The organism is Rubeoparvulum massiliense (assembly GCF_001049895.1).
GTDB lineage: Bacteria > Bacillota > Bacilli > Rubeoparvulales > Rubeoparvulaceae > Rubeoparvulum > Rubeoparvulum massiliense.
On sequence record NZ_CVPE01000004.1, the window covers coordinates 477,757 to 500,205 of the forward strand.

The following is a 22,449-nucleotide window of genomic DNA, read 5'->3' on the forward strand; positions in this document are numbered from 1 at the left end:
ACTCATACATGAGAGAAGGTCATTCTCTCAAAACTGAACAATGGGAAAAGGAAGCGAAGAAAAATCTTTGTATCACATCTCAAGGATGTGGATACTCCATAGAAAGGAGGTGATCCATCCGCACCTTCCGGTACGGATACCTTGTTACGACTTCACCCCAATCATCTGCCCCACCTTCGGCGGCTGGCTCCTTGCGGTTACCTCACCGACTTCGGGTGTTGCAAACTCTCGTGGTGTGACGGGCGGTGTGTACAAGGCCCGGGAACGTATTCACCGCGGCATGCTGATCCGCGATTACTAGCAATTCCGGCTTCATACAGGCGAGTTGCAGCCTGCAATCCGAACTGAGATTGGTTTTATGGGATTGGCTCCACCTCACGGTCTCGCATCCCTCTGTACCAACCATTGTAGCACGTGTGTAGCCCAGGACATAAGGGGCATGATGATTTGACGTCATCCCCACCTTCCTCCGGTTTGTCACCGGCAGTCTCCCTAGAGTGCCCAACTGAATGCTGGCAACTAAGGACAAGGGTTGCGCTCGTTGCGGGACTTAACCCAACATCTCACGACACGAGCTGACGACAACCATGCACCACCTGTCACCGATGTCTCCGAAGAGAAGCCTCTATCTCTAGAGGGGTCATCGGGATGTCAAGTCCTGGTAAGGTTCTTCGCGTTGCTTCGAATTAAACCACATGCTCCACTGCTTGTGCGGGCCCCCGTCAATTCCTTTGAGTTTCAGCCTTGCGGCCGTACTCCCCAGGCGGAGTGCTTAATGCGTTAACTTCGGCACTAAGGGGTGGTGCCCCCTAACACCTAGCACTCATCGTTTACGGCGTGGACTACCAGGGTATCTAATCCTGTTTGCTCCCCACGCTTTCGCACCTCAGCGTCAGTTATAGGCCAGAAAGTCGCCTTCGCCACTGGTATTCCTCCTGATATCTACGCATTTCACCGCTACACCAGGAATTCCACTTTCCTCTCCTACACTCAAGTCTCCCAGTTTCCAATGCCATTCCACGGTTGAGCCGTGGCCTTTCACACCAGACTTAAGAAACCGCCTACGCGCGCTTTACGCCCAATAATTCCGGACAACGCTCGCCCCCTACGTATTACCGCGGCTGCTGGCACGTAGTTAGCCGGGGCTTTCTCCTTAGGTACCGTCAGGGTGGGAGTCCATCCCACTTGTTCGTCCCTAAGAACAGAGTTTTACAATCCGAAAACCTTCATCACTCACGCGGCGTTGCTCCGTCAGACTTTCGTCCATTGCGGAAGATTCCCTACTGCTGCCTCCCGTAGGAGTCTGGGCCGTGTCTCAGTCCCAGTGTGGCCGATCACCCTCTCAGGTCGGCTACGCATCGTTGCCTTGGTAGGCCGTTACCCCACCAACTAGCTAATGCGCCGCGGGCCCATCTGTAAGTGCATCTTGTGCTTTCCAATCAAGACCATGCGGTCTTGATTCCTATCCGGTATTAGCCCCGGTTTCCCGGAGTTATCCCGGTCTTACAGGCAGGTTGCCCACGTGTTACTCACCCGTCCGCCGCTCGTTCCACATGTAGCCTCCCGAAGGATTTTACACGCTTCACGCGCTCGACTTGCATGTATTAGGCACGCCGCCAGCGTTCGTCCTGAGCCAGGATCAAACTCTCCGTAAAATACGTGAGCTTGATTGCTCAAAATAAATCAACTGGTCCGCTTCTTTTCCATTGTTCAGTTTTCAAAGAACGACGGTTCGCATATATCATTTATTTATCTCGCGCTCCTGCAACCGGAGGTTGCGGTGTCGCGCTACGATAAAAGAAATGATATATTGCTCACAGAGCATAAAAACCTGTTGGTAATGCTCTGTAGTTTTTATCGGCGTTGCAACAGGACATTGCGCTCTTAGCCGATGATCCTTTGCTCTACTCATACTTCGCTAAGCATCAAAAGAATCTCTTCGTTATTGCCTCGTCGCTGTTGTGACGACAAGAGTTATCTTATCACGCTAGCTTATATTATGTCAACACTTATTTTCACTCAAAAAACATGGAAGTCTATACCAGATGGATTAAGGCTATCGATCATATCCCCTATACGCAAAGTATGAAGCTTTGCAAGACAATACTCCCGCTTGTAAAGGCAAGTGCATTGGTAATGCTGAGATAAATAAATGAGGGTTGGACTAAGACTACGTACCAACCCTCATCTCGAATTAAGAAGATCCTATTTCATTCCCTATTTCATTAATGGGAAGAGTAGTACATCACGGATGGATGGAGAATTGGTCAAAAGCATAACGAGACGGTCAATACCAATTCCTAACCCTCCCGTTGGAGGCATTCCCATTTCTAATGCTTCTAAGAAGTCATTATCCATCATATGAGCCTCATCATTGCCTAGCTCACGTTCTTTTAATTGTGCTTCAAAGCGAGCTCTTTGATCGATAGGGTCATTTAGTTCAGAGAATGCATTCGCATGCTCACGCCCTACAATAAATAGTTCAAACCGATCAGTGAAGCGTGGATCCTGTTGATTTTTCTTAGCAAGAGGTGAAATCTCTACAGGATGTCCATAAACAAATGTCGGTTGTATAAGTGTCTCTTCAAGCTTCTGTTCAAAAAATTCGTTGACGATATGGCCAAAGGTCATATTCTTATTTACTTCGATCCCATGTTCCTCTGCAAGGCGGAATGCTTCTTCGTCACTCATGGGTTGCCAGAAATCAACTCCCAATTCATCACGAATCAGGTCAACCATATGAACGCGACGCCATGAAGGTGTTAGATCAACCTCATATTCACCATATGTAATCTTGGTTGTCCCGAGGACTTCTTTTGCGACAGATGCAACCAGGTCTTCTGTAAGATTCATGATATCATGGAAGTCAGCATATGCCTCATACAGCTCTAGCATTGTAAATTCAGGATTATGGCGTGTTGAAATTCCTTCATTACGGAATACACGGCCAATTTCATATACTTTTTCGATTCCACCTACAACAAGTCGTTTTAAGTGAAGCTCAAGTGCAATACGTAAATATAGATCCAAGTCGAGTGCATTATGATGGGTTATAAATGGTCTAGCTGCAGCTCCACCAGCAATTTTATGCATCATTGGTGTTTCTACTTCAAGATAACCCTTTTTGTCTAAGTAGGTCCGGATCTCCTTAAGAATACTACTACGTGTAATGAAGGTCTCCTTCACTTCAGGGCTGCTGATAAGGTCCAAATATCGCTTACGATAGCGTAGTTCAACATCTTTTAGGCCGTGGAATTTATCTGGTAATGGACGGAGAGCTTTGCTTAGCAAGAAGAATGAGTCCGCTTTTACAGATAACTCGCCAGTATTGGTACGGAAGACTTGTCCTTCTACACCAACGATATCGCCAAGATCTGCTTGCTTATATAGTTGAAACTGCTCTTCGCCCACATGATCGAGACGAACATAGATTTGAATCTGTCCGCCCATGTCTTGAATATGGGCAAATCCTGCTTTTCCTTGCCCCCGCTTTGTCATAATACGTCCAGCGATACGAGCCTTCACATCAAGGCCATTGAGCTCCTCTTTCTCGTACCCTTCATACATGGAAAAAATAGTATCAGATGTATGAGTCCGCTCAAATTTATCGACGGAGAAAGGATCCTTACCCATTGACTGAAGCTCTTCTAATTTTTCACGACGTATTTGCATCTGTTCTGTACTTTGTTGTTCTTCTGTCATGTTAGGTCACTCCTAATTCAGGGATAAAGGTACAAATTATTTCCGCGTAATGTCTAAGACCTCATATTTGATCACACCAGCAGGTACTTCAACATCAACGATAGACTTTTTAGATTTACCAATCAATGCTTTCCCAACTGGAGATTCATTGGAAATCTTATTCTCCTTCACATCGGATTCTGCTGAACTAACAATGGTATATTCCACAATTTCGTCATATTTAATATCCTTCAGCTTTACGGTGGTACCAATACTAACTACATTCACGTCCACTTCATCTTCATTGATAACACGGGCATTGCGTAATTTTTTTTCTAAGGTAATAATTCGTCCTTCGATAAATGCTTGCTCGTTTTTCGCATCATCATATTCGGAGTTTTCACTTAAGTCCCCGTAGCTGATAGCCACTTTAATACGTTCTGCCACTTCACGGCGTTTTACCGTTTTTAAATACTCTAGCTCTTCCTCCATTTTTTTGTAACCTTCAGGAGTAAGAACAATCTCTTTTTCTGACATTTAAATTCCTCCGTTTTCTCATTAATGAATACGTCATGTTGTTGCTTGATTATATGAATATCCATGAGGCATTATGCGGCCTCATATATGACCCCATCCTTCTGATGCTCCCGCCCCTATACAGCAGAATAGGGCTATATAGTATGTAAACTGCCAATGGGCAGCCCCACTGGCAGTTCAACTCAATATAATTTAAGAATCTTACTGAATTATATTGAAACATATGGAAAATGTCAACCACTCCCGAGATAGATCACCATTGGGCTTTTAATGGAATTTCGCTTTCAGATGGGTTGGGATCATTTTCTATTTCTTCCACGTAGCGATGGAGAATTCGATGTAATTCCTCTCGACTCTCTGCTTCATTTACCTTTTGACGCACCTTCGCCGCACCTGGCAGCCCTTTAAGATACCACGCTGCATGTTTGCGCATCTCCATGATTGCTACTTTTTCACCCTTAAAGCGAATCAATCGATCCATATGGAGTTCTGCAATCTCAATTCGCTCCAGCGCCGATGGTTCTGGTGGAAGTATGCCTGTCGTTAGGTATTGAACAGTTCGATAGAGCATCCAAGGATTGCCAAGCGCTCCTCGGCCGATCATGACGCCATCTGCTCTGGTGGTATCCAGCATGCTTTTCGCATCCTCTGGTGTGAATACATCCCCATTTCCAATTACAGGGATGGAAACGCTTGCTTTTACTTGACCAATGATATCCCAATTGGCTTGACCCTCATACATCTGCTCACGAGTTCTACCATGAATGGTGACAGCCTTCACACCACCACGTTCAGCGGCTTGTGCATTTTCTACAGCGTAGATATGTTCAGCATCCCAGCCCATCCGCATCTTAACGGTGACTGGTTTTTGGACGTTTTGAACAACTGCTGTAACCAACTCTTCAATTTTTTCAGGCTGTAATAACCACCTTGCACCAGCATCACATTTGGTCACTTTGGGAACTGGACACCCCATATTAATATCGATGATATCCGCATTGGTATGTTGGTCTACATATTTTGCTGCATCAACTAAGGTTTCCTTATCTCCACCGAATATTTGCAAGCTGAGTGGGCGTTCGCGCTCATCTACATAGAGCATGTCCATCGTTCGTTCATTACGAAAATGGATGGCTTTATCGCTTACCATCTCAGCACAGACCAAGCCAGCACCAAACTCTTTCGCAATTAAGCGAAAGGCTGGATTACAGACTCCTGCCATGGGTGCTAATATCACATTGTTCTGTAGGTGAACATCACCTATTTGCATCGGGTCACCTCCAATGAAACGCCTTTATATTCCCATATTATACAATCATTTACCGATATAAGCGTACAGAATCTTTCTTACAACCTTGTGCTAGGCAATGGTCAATTCGTTCTTTCACAGTCTGTTGAATGCCTGGTATTTGTAAACTTTCTCCAATATCAGCAAGTGGAATTAGGACAAATAAACGTTCTGCCATGCGTGGATGAGGTACGATGAGGTTCTCTTCCTCAATCTCTTCCTCCCCATACATCAGCAAGTCCAAGTCAATGGTTCTAGGTCCCCAATGAACCGTACGCTCACGCCCGAGTTTATCTTCAATCATCTGCATCTCATGTAAGAGCTGCTGGGCAGATAACGTGGTTTTAATGTGGATCGCCATATTTAAGAAGGCTGACTGATCTAGAACGCCAACTGGATCTGTTTCGTATATTGCTGATGTCTCCACCAAAGAAACATGAGGATTCATTACCAAATGCTCGATGGCTTCTTCTAAGTGGATTTCCCGATTATCAATGTTCGATCCTAATGCAACGTATGCATCAATCCATTGTTCCATGTTTATTTACCTCTTATGATTTTAACTCCTACTGCACGATAATTCCCTGAAATAGGTGGGTTGGGTTTCATTACCTGGAGTTCAACCTGTTCAATGGGAAAAACGTGGAGCAGACGCTGTGCAATCTCTTCCGCTAAGCGTTCTAATAATCGATACTTCTCTTCTTCAACAACCTTACGTACCAGTTCGTATACATCCGCATAGTTGATCGTATCTGCTAATTGATCGCTTCTTCCTGCTTTCTGCAAAGGAAGCCTTAAGATAAGATCGATGATGAAACGTTGCCCTAAGCGCTGTTCCTCTTCAAAGGCACCATGATACCCATAAAACTGTAGCTCTTGTAAAATAATTTCATCCATCAATGTGGTTCTCCCTCTTTAGCATAGCATCCATCATCATCACCATACGCTTTATCGGTTGTACATCATGGACTCTTACAAGCTGACAGCCGCGAGCCACTCCTAAACAGACCGTGGCACCTGTACCTTCGAGGCGCTGATCCACTTCAAGCTGTAGTGCTTTTCCGATCATGGACTTACGAGATGTTCCTAATAATACAGGGTATCCTAATGCGACAAATTCGTCTAGCCGATCCATCACTTCAAGGTTCTGTTCATAGGTTTTTGCAAAACCAATACCTGGATCTAAGATGATCATTTCGTCTGAAACGCCTGCTTCATGAGCAAGCTGAATGCTTTCACGTATATCAGAAATCATGTCAGGAATTAAATCATGATAATTTGTATCCTCACGATTATGCATTAAAATAATGGGTACATGATAAGTTGCTGCCACCTGAGCCATATTGGGACCACGCTTACAGCCCCACACGTCATTAATAATATTGGCGCCCGCTTCAATGGCCTGACGTGCTACCTCTGCCTTATACGTATCGACGGAGATGGGGACATTAACCTTCCCACGGATCGCCTCAACAATTGGAACAACCCGCTTTAGCTCCTCTTCCAGAGTAACCTGCTTATGACCGGGTCTAGTGGACTCACCACCGATATCAATAATATCAGCGCCATCTGCCACCATCTGTTGAGCATGCTCGATAGCTGTCTCCAAATGATTAAATTTCCCACCGTCCGAGAAAGAATCGGGAGTAACATTTAGAATACCCATTACCCAGGTTTTTGACTGCAGATCCATGAAGTAAGGTCCAGCTTGAAGCTGCCAGGGACGGAAGCGTCGCTTCTCATCCTTTAGTAATTGGTTGATCTCTTCACCAATTCGAGGCAAGTCAAATGGCTGAACGCGACATTTTCGAAGTAAGCCGTTATACTGCCTTCTTGTACCAATTAGCATCACATCGGTTGGATCAATCTTGAGCATGGATACCTCACGATGCAATACACAATCGCCGCCTAGAGCTAGCATCTCTTGCTTTAATAGGTTTGCTGCCTTAAGGGAGACACCATGCAGGCGGATCAAGATGGTTTCTGCTTTCGGGGCCATTAGCTTAATGCCGTTCAAGTCTGCACCTAACTTCTTCATCTCATCGACTATTTCATCTTGGTGGTTTGGAAATAACCGCAATGCTTGATACTTACTCACATCATACGCGTCCTTTCTCTCTATGCAGTACCTGTGCATCCAAGGGGTATCATGTAGTATTCCCCAATACTTGTCCACTTTCTCTAACTTATCCTTCCCAAGTAGGAAAAGGAAAAGCCCACTGGTGGCAACTCCAACAATGGGCGGATATCAAAAAGAGCATATCATATCTATTCAGAAAAGTCTATGATTCCTCAAAGAGCGGGGTGCTGAGATAGCGCTCACCATTATCGGGAACGATAACCACAACCTGCTTACCCGCACCTAATTGACGTGCCAGATTAAGGGCACCAAAGACCGCTGCACCAGCCGATATTCCAACAAGAATACCCTCTTCCCTTGCTAAACGACGTGCTGTTTGAAACGCATCCTCTGATGTGACTGGATATACTCGATCGTAAACAGAAGTGTTCAGGATTCCAGGAATAAAGTTGGCACCAATCCCTTGGATTTTATGAGGTCCTGGTTGACCTCCAGACAGAATTGGAGAGTCTGCTGGTTCAACTGCCCAAACAACAATATTCTTATCCTGCTGCTTTAGGATCTCTCCTACTCCAGTTAATGTGCCCCCTGTACCTACACCTGCGACAAACCCAGCAATCTTCCCTTCTGTCTGTTTTAGGATTTCTTGTGCTGTAGTTTTGCGGTGAACCGCTGGATTGGCTGGATTTTCAAACTGCTGAGGCATAAAAAATGCAGGATCACTCTTTAGGAGCTCCTCCGCCTTGCGAACTGCGCCTGCCATCCCTTCACTTCCTGGTGTTAATACAAGGTCTGCACCATAAGCCTTAAAAAGCTTACGACGTTCTACACTCATGGTCTCTGGCATAACAAGGACCGCTTTATACCCTTTAGCAGCTGCGACCATCGCTAAACCGATTCCTGTATTGCCACTGGTAGGCTCAATAATGGTCATTCCAGGCTTCAATTTCCCTTCCTCTTCTGCTGTCTCAATCATGGAAAGTGCAATTCGATCCTTCACGCTGTTTCCTGGGTTAAAGAATTCTAGCTTTAATAGTACGTCTGCCATCTCTGGTTCAACAAGATGATGTAAACGCACCATTGGTGTTTGACCAATCAATTCCACAATAGATTCAACAACTCTCATCGCACAAACCCCTCTCTCTTTATTTAATTCCGAGTAAACAGATGTGGTTTGTTAGAATAATACCAATATGCTTTGCAATTGTCAATTGGATTGACGTGGAAAAAGTTTTACTTGGTACTGCTCCCGTAATTGAACCAAGAGATCCTCTGGAACAAATCCCATTTCTTTTAGATAATCGTGATAGGCCACTGGCGCAAGCGTAGAAAAGGTATAGTTCGTAGATTCTAGCTTCTTACGGACCTCTGCAACAGCATACCCTTTCTCTAATGGAATAGGATCACTCAGTTCTCCCACCGGAAGCTGGGTAACAGCGTCGATTAATTCAAAGGGTAGCCAGGATGTATCCGTTGAGATATAGCCTAAATCTCCACCTTGTATTGCATTCAAGGGGTGAGTCACTCGTTCACCAGCAACCGCTTCCCAGCTACTACCAGCATGTAATTCTTGATATACTGCTTCCGCCTCCTCCTTGGTCTCTGTAAAGATAGCAGAAACCAAGTACTGCACAGGCTGCTCATAGGTTGATTGATGTTCCTTATAATATTTTTGCACTTCTTCTTCTGAAGCATGCTGCTGAATGGCTAGCTTCTCTAAAGCCAAGCTAAATCGTTCTCTTTCCAAATAGGACTGATACGGGATTCCTTCTCGTTCTTCCACCTTTGCCATCCAGTCCTCTTCATTCTCCATACCAGACCTTCTTTGCTGCCACGATATCCAAGAGGATAATTCCTCTTCGGTTACTGTCAGTCCATGCTCCTTCATCGCTTGTGCTAACACTTGCTTGTCTACCATTTGCATAAGGATCTGTTCCCCATAGGTTGATTCTAGTTGTTGACGCCATTCATCTTCAGAGATGGAAACAGTACCTACCGAGGCTACGATCTCCTTCTCTACAGTGGATTCACTGGAGCACCCAGTTAAGATGCTACCTCCTATGATGAGAAGACCAAGTGTATAAGTAATCCAGGGCGTTTGCTTATTTCCCATCTTCACCGTTCTCCTCCTTTTCTCTATCTATTGTTCTTCTGTTCTTCCTTTTTTTGTCCCTGCAATCGCTGGAGCAGGTTCTCAACCTCTTCATGGGATAACCGATACTGTTCATGACAAAAGTGACAGGTAACCTCTACCTCATCCTGCTCCTTCAATAACTTCTCCAGTTCTTCAATTCCTAGACTTAATAATGTTCGCTCTACCCTTTCCTTTGAGCAGCTACAAGTGAACTGGAGCTCCGTTCGCCCCAATATTTCGATCTCCTCACCTAAGATGTGATGGAGCATCTCTTCTGGTGTTAATCCTCGCTTAACCAGTGAAGAAACAGAGTCCACCTCTTTAAGGCGCTCTTCCAATAAGGTGATAGCAGCCTCACTAGCATCAGGTAGGACCTGTAGGATAAAGCCCCCTGCTGCTTCGATATACAATTCAGGATGAACGATTACTCCTAATCCCACAGCTGATGGTGTCTGCTCTGATGTAGCAAAATAGTATGTAAAATCCTCCCCTAGTTCTCCTGAAACCAGTTGACTTAAGCCATGATAAGGTTCACGCAGGCCTAAATCCTTCGTTACGCTGAGATAGCCTTGGCGTCCGACAGCCCTTGCTACATCCAGCTTTCCTTGTGGATTAAGGGGAAAATGCACATGAGGATTGCTGACATATCCACGTACATCGCCCTCCGTATTGGCATCAACGAAGATTTGACCCACCGGACCATCTCCTTTGATTTGAATGGTCAATTTTTGCTCATCCTTGAGCATCATCCCCATCATCGATCCTGCTGTAAGCGCACGACCTAGCGCAGCACTTGCCGTAGGCCATGCATCATGCCTACGACATATTTCATCCACCAGATGGGTGGTTGTTGCAGCAAAACAACGGATTTGTTGATGATATGCTAGTCCTCGAACCATATAATCGTTCATCGACAGTTCCTCCTATCTAGTAACATATGGATAGTGTAACACATGCCCTATTAAGTAGAAATGGCCGCGGATGCAGGATAAAGTTTACTTTTGTCGAAATAGTTACTATCTGAATGATTCAAGCAATTTTGATCATCCATTTAGGAGGACGACATGATGAAATTGGGATGGAAAGCCTATACACAGAACCCCATTGCTTTCAGCATCCTCCTTTTCGTTGTTTTTATCCTTGTAGCTTCTTCCACGGTTTTGATGATGATTGGCGACGCACAAGTAAGTGGCGAATTGTCCCAACCGATGCAGATCAAAGAAGCATACTCCTTTCATAACATCCAGATTTCATACTTTGACTATGCGATGATCTCATTTCCTCAGAATGGTTACTTCATCCCTGGCTATAATCAGGATGGCTATTTAGAGGGTATCTTCTTTTGGGGAGAGGGGATATTCCAATTCCATTCCCCTGATGGAACAAGCAAACAAACCTATCCCTTCAGAAAAGCCTTTCTACCCATGGATGAAGCTAGTTATCAGATCCTCATTTTTGATCTTGATTTAGCACCTATCCCGAATCCTACCAGCCTTGAAAGTACAATCACATCAATTAACAGTCAGCGATCATTTCTTTACTTCAGTTATAACCTTTTTGGATATACACGATATTATCCCGCTCAACAGGATGGACATCTTATCCTGCTAGAGGGTCAGGATCAAGCCCTTATACGATATTGGGAGAATCAGAGTATCCTGTTGCAGAAAGAAGGAGAAAAAGCCTTTCATTACCAGCATCCTAGCTTGCAGCAAGAGTATCCTGTCCCACAATCTATGACCGGCGGACCTTTGTTTATTATTTCTTTATTCACCATGGCACTGATCGCTACGCTACTTCTCACCACGGATATCATTTCACAGCCTCAGTGGAAATTTCTTGTAGGGGAATTAAAGCATCCCCCCATCTCTTATCTGATAACTATTTTCCTGCTCTTTGCAGGAGCACATATCGTCATACGTGGAGAACCACATTATTCACAGTACATCATTCTCCTCATTCTCTATTCACTTCTGATCATTCCCTATCTCGGTCAATATAAGGCATGGCAGTACTTAGGATTTCATACAATGAACCTACCCTCACTCTTATTTGCTGCAGTGGTATTAGCTATCTTAATGCAAGGGATGGGAGCGATACAGTTTCCTACAGGGATCAAGGAAGGTCCCTGGACTCATACCATCGGGACCTTGATTCACATCTTCTTTTTCACTGCGTTGATCCAGGAGCTTTTTTGGCGGGTGCTTTTTCAGAATACCATTGAACGCTATAGTAACCCTTGGATCGCACTACTCTTAACCACTCTAGCCATTACAATTAGCAATCTGATTTTTAATCTTGCAACAGAGACATGGCTACCAAGACAGCTCTTCCTCCAATCAATGATTATTATTCCACTGGGATCATTAATAACAGGTCTCTTTTATCAACGCACTCGTAATATATGGGCTACTAGTCTCTTTACCACCTTACTCATTTTTCTTCCTCAATGGCTACAATTCTAAGGTGAAAACGCCGTAGGTATTGGATACCTAACGGCGTTTTTTTAATTCAAAATTATATAATTAGAATAAGCCGATGGCTCTACCATCATCTGTAACATCCATCTGTAAAGCAGCTGGCTGCTTAGGTAGCCCAGGCATTGTCATCACATCACCTGTTAAGGCGACGATAAAGCCTGCTCCAATAGACGGACGTAATTCCCGTACAGTGATATGGAATCCCTGAGGACGGCCAAGTAATGCTGGATCATCTGATAAGGAATACTGTGTCTTCGCCATGCAAACCGGCAGCTTACCCCAGCCAAAGCCTTCATACTGGGTTAGCTGTTTTAATGCCTTGGAAGAGAATTCAACGCCATCTGCGCCATAGATGGTCTTAGCAATAGCCTCAATCTTTTCCTGTAGCGACTGATCAAGGGTGTAAATCGGTGCAAAATGGTTCTCATCTTCAGCAATAGCAGCAAGCACTTCTTGAGCCAGCGCTTCCCCTCCTGCTCCTCCTTTTGCCCAAACTTCGGAGAGAGCCATCCGAACACCCATCTGATTACACCATTCCCGAACGGTACTTATTTCAGCTTCTGTATCATTGGTAAAGCGATTGAGGGCGATGACATGAGGAAGGCCAAAGGAACGAATGCTTTCAATATGCTTCTGCAGGTTGGCTAATCCCGCTTTCAAGGCTTCTAGGTTCTCAGTTTGAAGCTGTTGCTTGCTTACACCACCATGCATTTTCAATGCGCGAACTGTAGTGACAATCACCACTGCAGATGGTTTCATCCCAGCTGTACGCATTTTTATATCAAGAAACTTCTCAGCTCCTAAATCAGCACCAAATCCTGCTTCTGTGACAACATATTCTGCCATCTTGCTAGCCATCTTGGTTGCAAGAATACTATTACACCCATGTGCAATATTGGCAAAGGGACCACCATGTATAATGGCTGGCGTGTTCTCTAAGGTCTGTACCAAATTAGGTTTGATTGCATCCTTTAAGAGTAAGGCTAATGCACCTTCTACGCCAATATCCGCTACAGTGACTGGTTGTTTCTCATAATTGTAGCCTACTACAATCTTAGATAATCTTCCCTTTAAATCATGAAGATCCTTTGCCAAGCAGAGGATAGCCATGATCTCTGATGCAACTGTGATATCGAAACCATCTTCCCGTGGTACACCATGTGTTGGACCTCCCAATCCAATAGTCACATGTCGTAACGCCCGATCATTGAGATCTAATACTCGCTTCCATGTAATACGGCGAGTATCAATCTGCAGCTCATTTCCCTGATGGATATGATTGTCTAGAATTGCTGCTAATGCATTATGAGCTGTGGTAATGGCATGTAAATCCCCAGTGAAATGCAAGTTGATTTCTTCCATTGGCATTACCTGCGAATACCCACCACCTGCCGCACCTCCTTTAATCCCCATACTTGGGCCTAAGGATGGTTCACGCAATGCAACGATGGCTTTTTTACCGATGCGGTTTAATGCTTGTCCCAGCCCAACTGTGACGGTAGATTTACCTTCGCCTGCTGGTGTCGGGTTAATGGCAGTAACCAGAATCACATGACCATCTGGTTGGGATTCGAGCCGGTCTAAAATCCCTAAGGAAAGTTTAGCCTTATAACGACCATATGGTTCCCACTCATCTTCTTGCAGATTCAATTGTTTGGCAATCTCCGCAATAGGTAACATCTTTGCAGCCTGGGCAATTTCGATATCGCTTGGTACAGCTGGGTTGCTCATGTTCCGTTTCTCCCCCTTAATAGAAGTCTGTTGTTTAGATTAGAAATAGTTGGGATTCCTTCCCCTCTTTATATTGTAGCAAATTTTAAAAATAATTCCTCTATGAAAAAAGACGAGAAATGTTTTCTCCATTTCTCGTCGTACAAAAATTGATTTCATCTGTAATTGAAGCGAAATTTATTCTTTCGGCTTATCTTCACCTTCATCAGAAGGTGATTGTGGTGCACGTAGATCGATCACATTAGGTTCCTTCTCCAATACTTCTTCTCGCTCTTCTTTTGCATGGATGGTTACCTTCACCTGATCATTACTCTTTCCAGGTGTTGCTCCATTCCCATTGGTTTCTACAATAGGAGGATTAGCAAGCGTACCTGTTTCAACAATCTCTTTAATTTGTGCTCCATCTAATGTTTCGTATTTCAACAATGCTTGCGCTAGATTCTCTAGTTCTTGACGATGGTCTGTGAGAATCTGTTTACAACGATCATAGCATTGAGTGATGAATCCCTTCACTTCTACGTCAATTTCATAAGCGAATTTTTCACTATAGTTTCGATCATGACCTAGATCACGACCTAAGAAAACTTGCTCATTAGATTGACCTAATTGCATTGGACCTAGCTTATCACTCATCCCATACTTCGTGACCATACCACGAGCGATAGAGGTGGCACGTTGGAAGTCATTGGATGCCCCCGTACTAACATCACCCAGTACGAGCTCTTCAGCCACACGACCACCTAGTAAACCAGTGATTTTATCTAATAAATCCTGCTTGGTCATGAAGAACTGGTCTTCTTTTGGTAGCATCACGGTATACCCACCAGCTCCACCACGAGGAATGACCGTAACCTTATGCACCTCATCAGCATTATCTAAGAAGAAACCAACGATGGTATGTCCAGCCTCATGATAGGCCACTAAGCGCCGTTCCTTTTCACTGACTAAGCGGCTCTTCTTCTCAGGTCCCGCAATAACACGGTCAATAGCTTCGTCCACTTCTGACATGGTAATCTCTTTCTTGTTGCGTCGAGCTGTTAGTAGGGCAGCTTCATTGAGTAAGTTCTCTAGATCAGCTCCCGTAAATCCAGGTGTACGACGGGCAATAACGGAAAGGTTGATCTCATCGCTCAGCGGTTTATTACGAGCATGAACCTTCAACACAGCTTCCCTACCCCGTACGTCTGGACGGTCGACTGTAATCTGGCGGTCAAATCGACCTGGACGAAGGAGTGCTGGGTCTAGAATATCAGGACGGTTGGTAGCTGCAATGATAATGATTCCTTCATTCTCTCCAAAGCCATCCATTTCTACGAGCAGCTGATTCAATGTTTGCTCCCGCTCATCATGACCTCCGCCTAATCCTGCGCCACGTTGACGTCCAACGGCATCAATTTCATCGATAAAGATTATACAAGGTGCATTCTTCTTCGCTGTTTCGAATAGGTCACGAACCCGCGAAGCACCAACACCCACAAACATCTCAACGAAGTCAGAACCACTGATACTGAAGAAAGGTACACCTGCCTCACCGGCAACAGCACGTGCAAGTAAGGTCTTCCCTGTACCTGGAGGTCCAAATAGAAGAATACCTTTTGGAATTCGTGCACCAACAGCAGCAAATTTCCGTGGATCTTTGAGGAACTCTACAACTTCCTCTAGCTCTGCCTTCTCTTCATCGGCACCTGCTACATCCTTAAAGGTAACTTTCTTTTTACCATCCTCAGAGTAAAGCTTCGCTTTGCTCTTTCCAAAGCTCATTACCCGATTACCGCCACCTTGGGCCTGGTTAAGCAGGAAGAAGAAAAGAACAAAAATAAGGATGAAAGGAATGATGGATGTTAAGAATGTCATCCATACTGATGGCCCCTCTTGTGGTTGGAATGTGTAGGAGCCAACGAGCCCTTTCTCTTGTGCCATTTGCAGATCAGCGATCGGTTGTTCAGAAAAAGGTCCACGCGTGCTGAATGTATCCTTGTTGTTAACAGTGGATTTTAACTTCCCTGTTATGTAATAGGTACCATCATCCATCTTTAGTGTTACAGATGAAACGTTCCCATCAAAAAGCTGAACTCGGTACTCATTATACGGAATTTCAGAATAGTTTACATTCTGGTTAGCAAAAAAACTGAAAATACCTACAGTGACTAGGAATATTAATAAATAAAATCCGGTATTCCGGAAGAATCGATTCATTCCTTACCTCCTCTCACGAAGACATATCTATAATTGTAACATATTATTCCTTGTGTTCATACACTTCACGCTTCAAAATACCAATGTACGGTAAATTTCGATATTGCTCATTATAATCAAGGCCATAGCCGACCACAAATTCATCTGGAATAGAAAATCCAAGAAAATCAGGGGTTAAGTCAATGGTACGGCGCCCAGGTTTATCTAATAGTGTTGCAATCCTTACTGAATTTACATTTCGGCTCTTTAATAAATCCACAAGGTAGCGCAAGGTCAAACCAGAATCAATAATATCTTCGACAATGAGTACGTCTCTACCCTCGGAAGAGGTTTCTAAGTCCTTGAGGATACGTACTACACCTGAAGATTCTGTTGAACTGCCATAGCTTGAGACTGCCATAAAATCAATCTCAATGGGTAACTCAATATGGCGTATCAAATCTGTCATGAAGGGTGCTGCACCCTTTAAGACACAAATAACGAGTGGCATTTTTCCAGCGTAAGCAGATGTAATCTCCTGCCCTAACTCCGTTACCTTTTTTTCAATTTCCTCCTTAGTCAATAAGATTTTTTCAATATCTTGATTCATCTTGATCCTCCCCAGTTCTCGTTGTTTCTACAGTGATATACAGAAAATGTTTCGTCTCATCACCAATTGGCGCGATGTTGGATCTTCGTAATAGTGGCACCCATAAAATCTGCTTATTGTCTGATATTATAGGCCATCTATTTCGTTGATGGGTAGGGATTTTTGCATCAATGAAAAGATCATGCAATTTTTTACTACCTTTCATACCAAAACAGCCCATTCGATCCCCTGGCTGCCTTGTACGAATCTGTAGTGGAAAGTTAATTTGATCATAATCAAATACGACAGTATGCAGAAAAGGTTTCACGTTTTCTAGCTTATCAGTAACTTGGATATGAACCCTCCAGTCTAACTGCGGTATGAAAGTAGTAAAAGGAAGAGATGACCTACTTACAGGTAAAATATCCGCTTCTTCCTCAGGAGCTTCCACAAAAAAGTAAATGAAATCATACACACGTTGCACCCTTAAGCCCTTAGGAAGATGCATTATTCCTGTTGTTTTTTCAGTTTGAAGAAACTTGATTATCTCATCGACATGATGCCTGCTGATGCGCGCTGATACACTAAGACATTTTAATATTAATTTAACCAATCTTCTTTGTAAAGCAATATGATTCCTAGACCAATCCTTTCTTGTCATTCGATAACAATGTTCTATGTCATCGTACAAAACCAACTGCTGGAAGCATTCCTCTGCTTCTTTTTCCATATATGCATTCTCGTCTGCTACGAGTTCTGCCAATTGGATGATCCGTTTCTTTACCTGTGGATAAACTTCTTGTAATTGGGGGATATGCTGATGACGTAGCCAGTTACGCTCGAATTCCACAGAAAAGTTGGTAGCGTCAATACGGTACGGAATCTCTTTCTCCTCACAGTACGCTTCAATCTCATTGCGCCAGGTACCTAAAAGAGGTCGGACTAGCCACTTACCTTCCCAATGGCGCAGCGGATCCATCCCCTTCAATCCTTGTAAACCTGTGCCATCATAAAGATGCATCAGAACAGTTTCTACCTGATCATCTGCATGATGAGCTAAAAACAGATGGGATGCCGATACTGCATGAGCAACTTGACGGAATACATCATAACGTAATATTCGTGCAGCCTCTTCACTTCCCAATTTATACTCCTGCATATATTCTTTCACATTGACTCGTTGTAATACGTAAGGAATATGCCAATTCTTACATGTCTCTTCCACCAAGGCTTGATCTAAGTCGGCCTCTACCCCTCGAAGTTGATGGTTCACATGAACAACCATAATTCTGTACTTATAGAATGGCTGAAGCTGATGAAGAATGGCTAGAAGAGCCATGGAATCTGGACCACCTGAAACACCTACAAGCAAAAGTAGATTCTCTAATTGAGTAAATTGATGCTGTTCGAAAAACGATGCCACTCTCTCCTCTAACACTCAGACTCTCCCCCTCCCATCGTTCTTGCTTAAGGAATGTATCCCTGTAACCAATATCCACATAAATAGAGGATCGATGCGATAAAAAGCATCCCATATATTAAGCCTTTACCAGAGGGTACCACATCTTGGCGCTGATTTTTTAGACTCTTATCACATTGAGTAAGATGCTTACGCATACTCTCCACAGATTGGTACTTTCCTCTTATTCCATACCATAATACTTTTCGATAATGAGGTTCAACATATTTGTTGATCAAGCGCTCCAATCCGGCTATTCCCACCCTTGATTTTAGCAACTGTGCCATTGAAACACGGTCCTGTACCAGTAACTCAAGAAATAATATGCTGATGGAGAAGAGATCATAAGTTTGATCAGCCTTCCGCGAAGCACCTTTCCATACACCTTGATCATACTGCTCCGTATATTGACGGATCCCTTGTCCAAATGGCGTTACCCCTCCAAAATCAATGAGAGTTACCTCCCCTGAGCCAGATGAAACCAAAACATTAGCAGCCTTGATGTCACCGAATGCGTATCCCGCCTCATGAATTGGTCGTACTCGTTCGAGTAGGTGATTAATGCAGCGCGCTGCCTCTACTCTTCCCTTTTGTCTAATCCAACGATCTAACGTAACTCCTTTAAAATAAGGCATAATGTAATAACTATATAATCGACCATTCCACAAGAAATCATCAGCATCCAAGAGGAAAGACCCGTAGAAACGCTCCCGGGTCCTTGCAAAATGCTGTAATACATTAATCTCCATTTGTATAGTTGTAAGATCAGACGAGCACTTACAGGCATAATACTGATTATCACGCGTTACCTGATAAACAATGCCATTGGCTCCTCTACCCAATTCTCGTACAACTTCATACTTTTTTTGATTCCAACGCCCGATGATCTGTACAGGAAAAGCGCTAAATGACATGGTCATTCAACCTACCTTCATCATCCCATTCTCCAGTAGGTAACCTGCTTGTTCCAGACTCAAAATACTTGATGGCACTTTGGATAGCGGGACCCGTTGGTGTTAACCCCGACATTTCCAGCTTGGAGGCTAAATGAGTTAACTGGTTCATATCTTCACACCAGGCTACTTGCTCAGTGATAACCTCTTTTTTCCCTGGATAAGTATAGACAGCCCATCTACTCACCCCTGCCCTTGATTCCAGACTTAATTGAAAGTCTCGTAGTGCATGTTGAATTGCAGACATTTTACTCTTCATACTTGCGCTGGTATCAATCAATATTAATACTTGAAGATTAGCCATTTCACCGAGATCATTAACCCGTTCTATCACTTCTCCCCTTTGTGCAGGAGGTAATACTGCAAGTGAACCTTCACCTAATATCTCTTTTAATTCCTGTTGAACAACATTGGTGATGGTTTGATTCATGGCTTGCCTTGTCACCATTTGGACTGTTTGCGTCAGCTGTTGTACACCAACAATTTGACTGATACCTCCTCCTGCTTTTGCTATCTCTGCAATCTCTTGCTCCTCTTGAGGTGTCATATGCTTACGATCTACGATACCGATTACATTGACAGTGATTCCTAGCTCACGTGCATATTGCGCTGCAGTAACTGGACTGTCCCCTTGATTAGAGCCGCCATCAGTAAGACATAGAATCTGTCGTAGGGTTATTCTCCCCATATTGTTTGCCCTCCTTACCGCCTCCTTATGGTATTATCATTTTTTCCATCTTTATCCTAATGCATACCCTTCCTTTCTCTTTACTGATGACGTCAGGAAATTCTTCGAATTGGCTCAATCTGAAGTCCCCGTGGCAGTGGAATCGTTGACCATGCTGGTGAAAAGCGCTCCACACGTGCCACCAGTATGGTCATATCATCCTCTAATTGGGGATGATGTAGAACCACCTGTTCTAATAGAGCATCAGCAATTCGTTGTGGCTCACTTCGTCCGACCTCTGCAATCGCCTTCTGAATCCAAGCTTCATATGCCTCTTCCCATCCAGATAGCTCATAAACCCCATCGGTCATCATGACTAAAAGATCACCTGCTTTTAAGTGTTCCTCCACCACTTCAAGCTCTAGTTGATTAACAATGCCTAAGGGTAAATTTTCTGCACGAACGGATATAATCTTATCACCTCGAATAATGAGAGAAGGAGGCGACCCAATCTTTAAAAAGCGGGTGTTTCCACTCTGTAAATCAATATAGGAGAGATCCAAGGTTGCAAACATCTCATCATCGGGACGGATGCCTAATATGGCATTGGTCATTTGAATGGCCACCTGTTCACTCAAGCCAGTTCGTAACAGATCATGAAGTAATTGAAGCGCTTCCGCACTCATTTTATGGGCCCGTTCCCCATTACCCATTCCGTCGCTGATGGCGATGGCAACCTTCCCTCGTCCGATGTTCATCTCTGAATGAACATCACCAGAGATCATTCTCCCCGCTTTGGCCACGCCAGCATAACCAGTGGTAATCGCAAAGGTGTTTGCAGAAATAAAATGGGTAGTACATGATGTCCCTTTCGGGTGAATACAGCCATCCTCCTTTACAATAATGTTTTCACCAGTTAATTGAGAAAGTAATGGAGCGATCAGCTTCCTACTCACTTCCTTTCCATCACAATAGGGAAGGGTGATCGCCAATTCCATCTCTCCTTCGGTTAACGATAGAATCTGAACATCATCAATCTGAATACCTAAGTTCTCAATTGATTCGCGAATGGATAGCTCCTGACGTTTAAAAACAGTACCCTCCCTTTCTACAGAGTGGGCAAACTGCGACATTACCTGGGAAATACCTGAGAACTGTTGGGCAATCATCTGGCGTATCTGCTCCATCCGCTCCTGTACTTGCCATTCCTTCATAATCTCTTCATGTGCTTTCTTCATCACTCGCAGTACCCGCTCCACCTTCTTACAGGATTGAATCCAGTTCGGTTGAATGGCACTGCTCTTAATCTCTTTGAACTGTTCCACATGCTGACTCATCTGCTTCATCATCTGATTGGTTCGTTCAAAATTCTTTTCCCAACATTCATCACGTAGCCAGCAATGGAGGCAAGTCTCATTGGTGACCCGATCAAGTAAGGTTTCATACCTACTCTGGTGCTGCTGAGATTGCTTGCTTATACGTTTTTGCAAATAGCTTCGGGATAAATGTTGAAATACTTCGCTTAGCTGATTAACACGATCGAGCAATGCTTTACGAGCAAATTGGGTCTCTTCGTCCTTTGCACTCTTATACTCTATCGTGCCTGGAATAAAACCAGCCCAGTGATGTAGCCACCTCTTTGGTGTAACGACAAATAGGAAAATGGCGAGAAATGTTTCAAGTAATGAGATATTGATCGGACCTTGTAAATAGAAAGTAAGTAGGGAGGATCCGATGAGAAAACCAGCGGAAACTGCCAGCTTCCCTGCATCTTTTATTAAACCTGCCAATAAGCCTGCGAATGCTAGTCTCCCAATCTCCGGTAGTGCTTGGACATCCGCAAGACTGATGATTAAGGCTACCACCACGCCTGCTGTAGCTCCTACCATTCCATTCCCGATGAAAGCAAATAGAAGAACTGCCCAGCGAGAAAGCACATGCAAAAGGGAGATGGGTCCTAGCATTAAGCCTACCAATCCAATCATCACCGAGGCCATTAGTAATACACAGGAAATCAATTCTTCATGGGTAAAGGGTAATGGATTCTTCCGCTGAACTAGGGGAAGGGACTGTGTAAAAAGATAGTAAAGTACCGTAGCAAGTAGTGCTTCAACGAGAGCAAGTGAGAGTTGATAATAGGTAAAGCTATTCATGATATAGGCTTGCATGAACCGCGTAAGAAAAATTGTTCCCCCCAATACTACTGAATACCAGTAGATTGCAATCGGTTGCTTGCGTTTTCCCCCCATTGCCAGCATGGAGTATACAACAAGTTGAGAGGCGATGAGGAAAAAGGCAATCATCCCTTGACTACTTGCTCCCAATAGAATTCCTAGTGCCACCAAGCTACTTTCCTTACGCCGAAGGTAGTGGATCACAGAATAGTAGGATAAGGCAAAGGGAAACATATCGCCTAAGATCTGAGCTCGTCCAAATAAGAATCCCATACCCATAAAGAGGAGAAGCGTAAGACGGTTCCCATTAATCCATCGTTCCATAAGGGTACCCCAGCCAATCTGTCCATTCTGATGAAGCTGCACTCCTGCAGCCATCATGCTTTTCTCTTTCATTTTCTATCACCTCTTTATCATTGGTGTTCTCCATTATAGCCACTGACATGTAGGAAGTTTGTCAAAAAGGGGGAACACAATGAAAGAATTTTCCGACAATTACTT

Annotated in this window: 17 protein-coding genes and 1 rRNA gene; 1 reads left to right on the forward strand and 17 read right to left on the reverse strand. The window is 44.0% G+C overall.

Going from position 1 to position 22,449, the window contains the following annotated elements:
• Nucleotides 1–102 precede the first annotated feature (102 nt).
• The 10 genes from BN1691_RS05000 to hslO all read right to left on the reverse strand — a co-directional run bounded on the left by BN1691_RS05000 (nt 103) and on the right by hslO (nt 10,631).
• Nucleotides 103–1,655: ribosomal RNA gene (locus BN1691_RS05000) — 16S ribosomal RNA — on the reverse strand.
• 562 nt (nt 1,656–2,217) lie between these two features.
• Nucleotides 2,218–3,702, reverse strand: coding sequence for a lysine--tRNA ligase (gene lysS / locus BN1691_RS05005; protein WP_048601100.1), 1,485 nt, complete (start codon nt 3,700–3,702; stop codon nt 2,218–2,220).
• Nucleotides 3,703–3,738: 36 nt separating this feature from the next.
• Nucleotides 3,739–4,218: a transcription elongation factor GreA gene (gene greA / locus BN1691_RS05010; RefSeq protein WP_048601101.1), complete on the reverse strand. Its 480-nt coding sequence runs from the start codon at nt 4,216–4,218 to the stop codon at nt 3,739–3,741.
• A 253-nt stretch (nt 4,219–4,471) separates the two neighbouring features.
• The gene (dusB, locus tag BN1691_RS05015) at nt 4,472–5,488 is read right to left on the reverse strand and encodes a tRNA dihydrouridine synthase DusB (RefSeq protein WP_048601102.1); all 1,017 of its coding nucleotides are present in this window, start codon (nt 5,486–5,488) and stop codon (nt 4,472–4,474) included.
• Between the two features lie 49 nt (nt 5,489–5,537).
• Nucleotides 5,538–6,044, reverse strand: a complete 507-nt coding sequence (folK, locus tag BN1691_RS05020) for a 2-amino-4-hydroxy-6-hydroxymethyldihydropteridine diphosphokinase (RefSeq protein WP_048601103.1) — start codon at nt 6,042–6,044, stop codon at nt 5,538–5,540.
• A gap of 2 nt (nt 6,045–6,046) precedes the next feature.
• Nucleotides 6,047–6,403, reverse strand: a complete 357-nt coding sequence (gene folB / locus BN1691_RS05025) for a dihydroneopterin aldolase (RefSeq protein ID WP_048601104.1) — start codon at nt 6,401–6,403, stop codon at nt 6,047–6,049.
• Complete coding sequence (gene folP / locus BN1691_RS05030) at nt 6,396–7,604, reverse strand: dihydropteroate synthase (protein ID WP_231638342.1); 1,209 nt, start codon at nt 7,602–7,604, stop codon at nt 6,396–6,398. Before folP ends, folB begins: the two co-directional genes overlap by 8 nt.
• A 184-nt stretch (nt 7,605–7,788) precedes the next feature.
• Nucleotides 7,789–8,712, reverse strand: coding sequence for a cysteine synthase A (gene cysK, locus BN1691_RS05035; protein ID WP_048601105.1), 924 nt, complete (start codon nt 8,710–8,712; stop codon nt 7,789–7,791).
• Between the two features lie 81 nt (nt 8,713–8,793).
• A complete protein-coding gene (locus BN1691_RS05040; protein WP_231638351.1) occupies nt 8,794–9,699 on the reverse strand; it encodes a peptidyl-prolyl cis-trans isomerase in 906 nt (301 codons plus the stop codon).
• Nucleotides 9,700–9,722: 23 nt separating this feature from the next.
• Nucleotides 9,723–10,631 carry an Hsp33 family molecular chaperone HslO gene (gene hslO / locus BN1691_RS05045; RefSeq protein ID WP_048601107.1) on the reverse strand — a complete coding sequence of 303 codons (909 nt, stop codon included), beginning with the start codon at nt 10,629–10,631 and terminating at the stop codon, nt 9,723–9,725.
• A 156-nt stretch (nt 10,632–10,787) separates the two neighbouring features.
• On the opposite strand from hslO, the gene BN1691_RS05050 reads away from it, so the two are divergent.
• Complete coding sequence (locus tag BN1691_RS05050; RefSeq protein WP_048601108.1) at nt 10,788–12,185, forward strand: CPBP family intramembrane glutamic endopeptidase; 1,398 nt, start codon at nt 10,788–10,790, stop codon at nt 12,183–12,185.
• 60 nt (nt 12,186–12,245) lie between these two features.
• Here BN1691_RS05050 and BN1691_RS05055 read toward each other — a convergent pair whose 3' ends face one another.
• From BN1691_RS05055 to spoIIE, 7 genes are all read right to left on the reverse strand, one after another.
• Nucleotides 12,246–13,931 carry a formate--tetrahydrofolate ligase gene (locus BN1691_RS05055; protein WP_048601109.1) on the reverse strand — a complete coding sequence of 562 codons (1,686 nt, stop codon included), beginning with the start codon at nt 13,929–13,931 and terminating at the stop codon, nt 12,246–12,248.
• A 177-nt stretch (nt 13,932–14,108) separates the two neighbouring features.
• Nucleotides 14,109–16,127: an ATP-dependent zinc metalloprotease FtsH gene (gene ftsH, locus BN1691_RS05060; protein ID WP_076850105.1), complete on the reverse strand. Its 2,019-nt coding sequence runs from the start codon at nt 16,125–16,127 to the stop codon at nt 14,109–14,111.
• A gap of 43 nt (nt 16,128–16,170) precedes the next feature.
• Nucleotides 16,171–16,716, reverse strand: a complete 546-nt coding sequence (hpt, locus tag BN1691_RS05065; protein WP_048601110.1) for a hypoxanthine phosphoribosyltransferase — start codon at nt 16,714–16,716, stop codon at nt 16,171–16,173.
• Nucleotides 16,700–18,133, reverse strand: a complete 1,434-nt coding sequence (tilS, locus tag BN1691_RS05070) for a tRNA lysidine(34) synthetase TilS (RefSeq protein ID WP_048601111.1) — start codon at nt 18,131–18,133, stop codon at nt 16,700–16,702. Before tilS ends, hpt begins: the two co-directional genes overlap by 17 nt.
• 29 nt (nt 18,134–18,162) lie before the next feature.
• Complete coding sequence (locus tag BN1691_RS05075) at nt 18,163–19,074, reverse strand: protein kinase domain-containing protein (RefSeq protein WP_082147003.1); 912 nt, start codon at nt 19,072–19,074, stop codon at nt 18,163–18,165.
• A complete protein-coding gene (locus BN1691_RS05080; RefSeq protein ID WP_048601113.1) occupies nt 19,058–19,795 on the reverse strand; it encodes a vWA domain-containing protein in 738 nt (245 codons plus the stop codon). The genes BN1691_RS05075 and BN1691_RS05080 overlap by 17 nt, the downstream gene beginning before the upstream one ends.
• Before the next feature lie 92 nt (nt 19,796–19,887).
• Entirely contained in the window at nt 19,888–22,344 is a 2,457-nt protein-coding gene (gene spoIIE / locus BN1691_RS05085) for a stage II sporulation protein E (protein ID WP_048601114.1), read from the reverse strand.
• Between the last annotated feature and the right edge of the window lie 105 nt (nt 22,345–22,449).

Excerpts from the sequence above, each read along its gene's own strand:
- lysS (WP_048601100.1), bottom strand. The coding sequence starts at position 3,702 with ATGACAGAAGAACAACAAAGTACAGAACAGATGCAAATACGTCGTGAA.
- greA (WP_048601101.1), bottom strand. The coding sequence starts at position 4,218 with ATGTCAGAAAAAGAGATTGTTCTTACTCCTGAAGGTTACAAAAAAATG.
- dusB (WP_048601102.1), bottom strand. The coding sequence starts at position 5,488 with ATGCAAATAGGTGATGTTCACCTACAGAACAATGTGATATTAGCACCC.
- folK (WP_048601103.1), bottom strand. The coding sequence starts at position 6,044 with ATGGAACAATGGATTGATGCATACGTTGCATTAGGATCGAACATTGAT.
- folB (WP_048601104.1), bottom strand. The coding sequence starts at position 6,403 with ATGGATGAAATTATTTTACAAGAGCTACAGTTTTATGGGTATCATGGT.
- cysK (WP_048601105.1), bottom strand. The coding sequence starts at position 8,712 with ATGAGAGTTGTTGAATCTATTGTGGAATTGATTGGTCAAACACCAATG.
- BN1691_RS05040 (WP_231638351.1), bottom strand. The coding sequence starts at position 9,699 with ATGGGAAATAAGCAAACGCCCTGGATTACTTATACACTTGGTCTTCTC.
- hslO (WP_048601107.1), bottom strand. The coding sequence starts at position 10,631 with ATGAACGATTATATGGTTCGAGGACTAGCATATCATCAACAAATCCGT.
- BN1691_RS05050 (WP_048601108.1), top strand. The coding sequence starts at position 10,788 with ATGAAATTGGGATGGAAAGCCTATACACAGAACCCCATTGCTTTCAGC.
- BN1691_RS05055 (WP_048601109.1), bottom strand. The coding sequence starts at position 13,931 with ATGAGCAACCCAGCTGTACCAAGCGATATCGAAATTGCCCAGGCTGCA.
- ftsH (WP_076850105.1), bottom strand. The coding sequence starts at position 16,127 with ATGAATCGATTCTTCCGGAATACCGGATTTTATTTATTAATATTCCTA.
- hpt (WP_048601110.1), bottom strand. The coding sequence starts at position 16,716 with ATGAATCAAGATATTGAAAAAATCTTATTGACTAAGGAGGAAATTGAA.
- BN1691_RS05075 (WP_082147003.1), bottom strand. The coding sequence starts at position 19,074 with ATGACCATGTCATTTAGCGCTTTTCCTGTACAGATCATCGGGCGTTGG.
- BN1691_RS05080 (WP_048601113.1), bottom strand. The coding sequence starts at position 19,795 with ATGGGGAGAATAACCCTACGACAGATTCTATGTCTTACTGATGGCGGC.
- spoIIE (WP_048601114.1), bottom strand. The coding sequence starts at position 22,344 with ATGAAAGAGAAAAGCATGATGGCTGCAGGAGTGCAGCTTCATCAGAAT.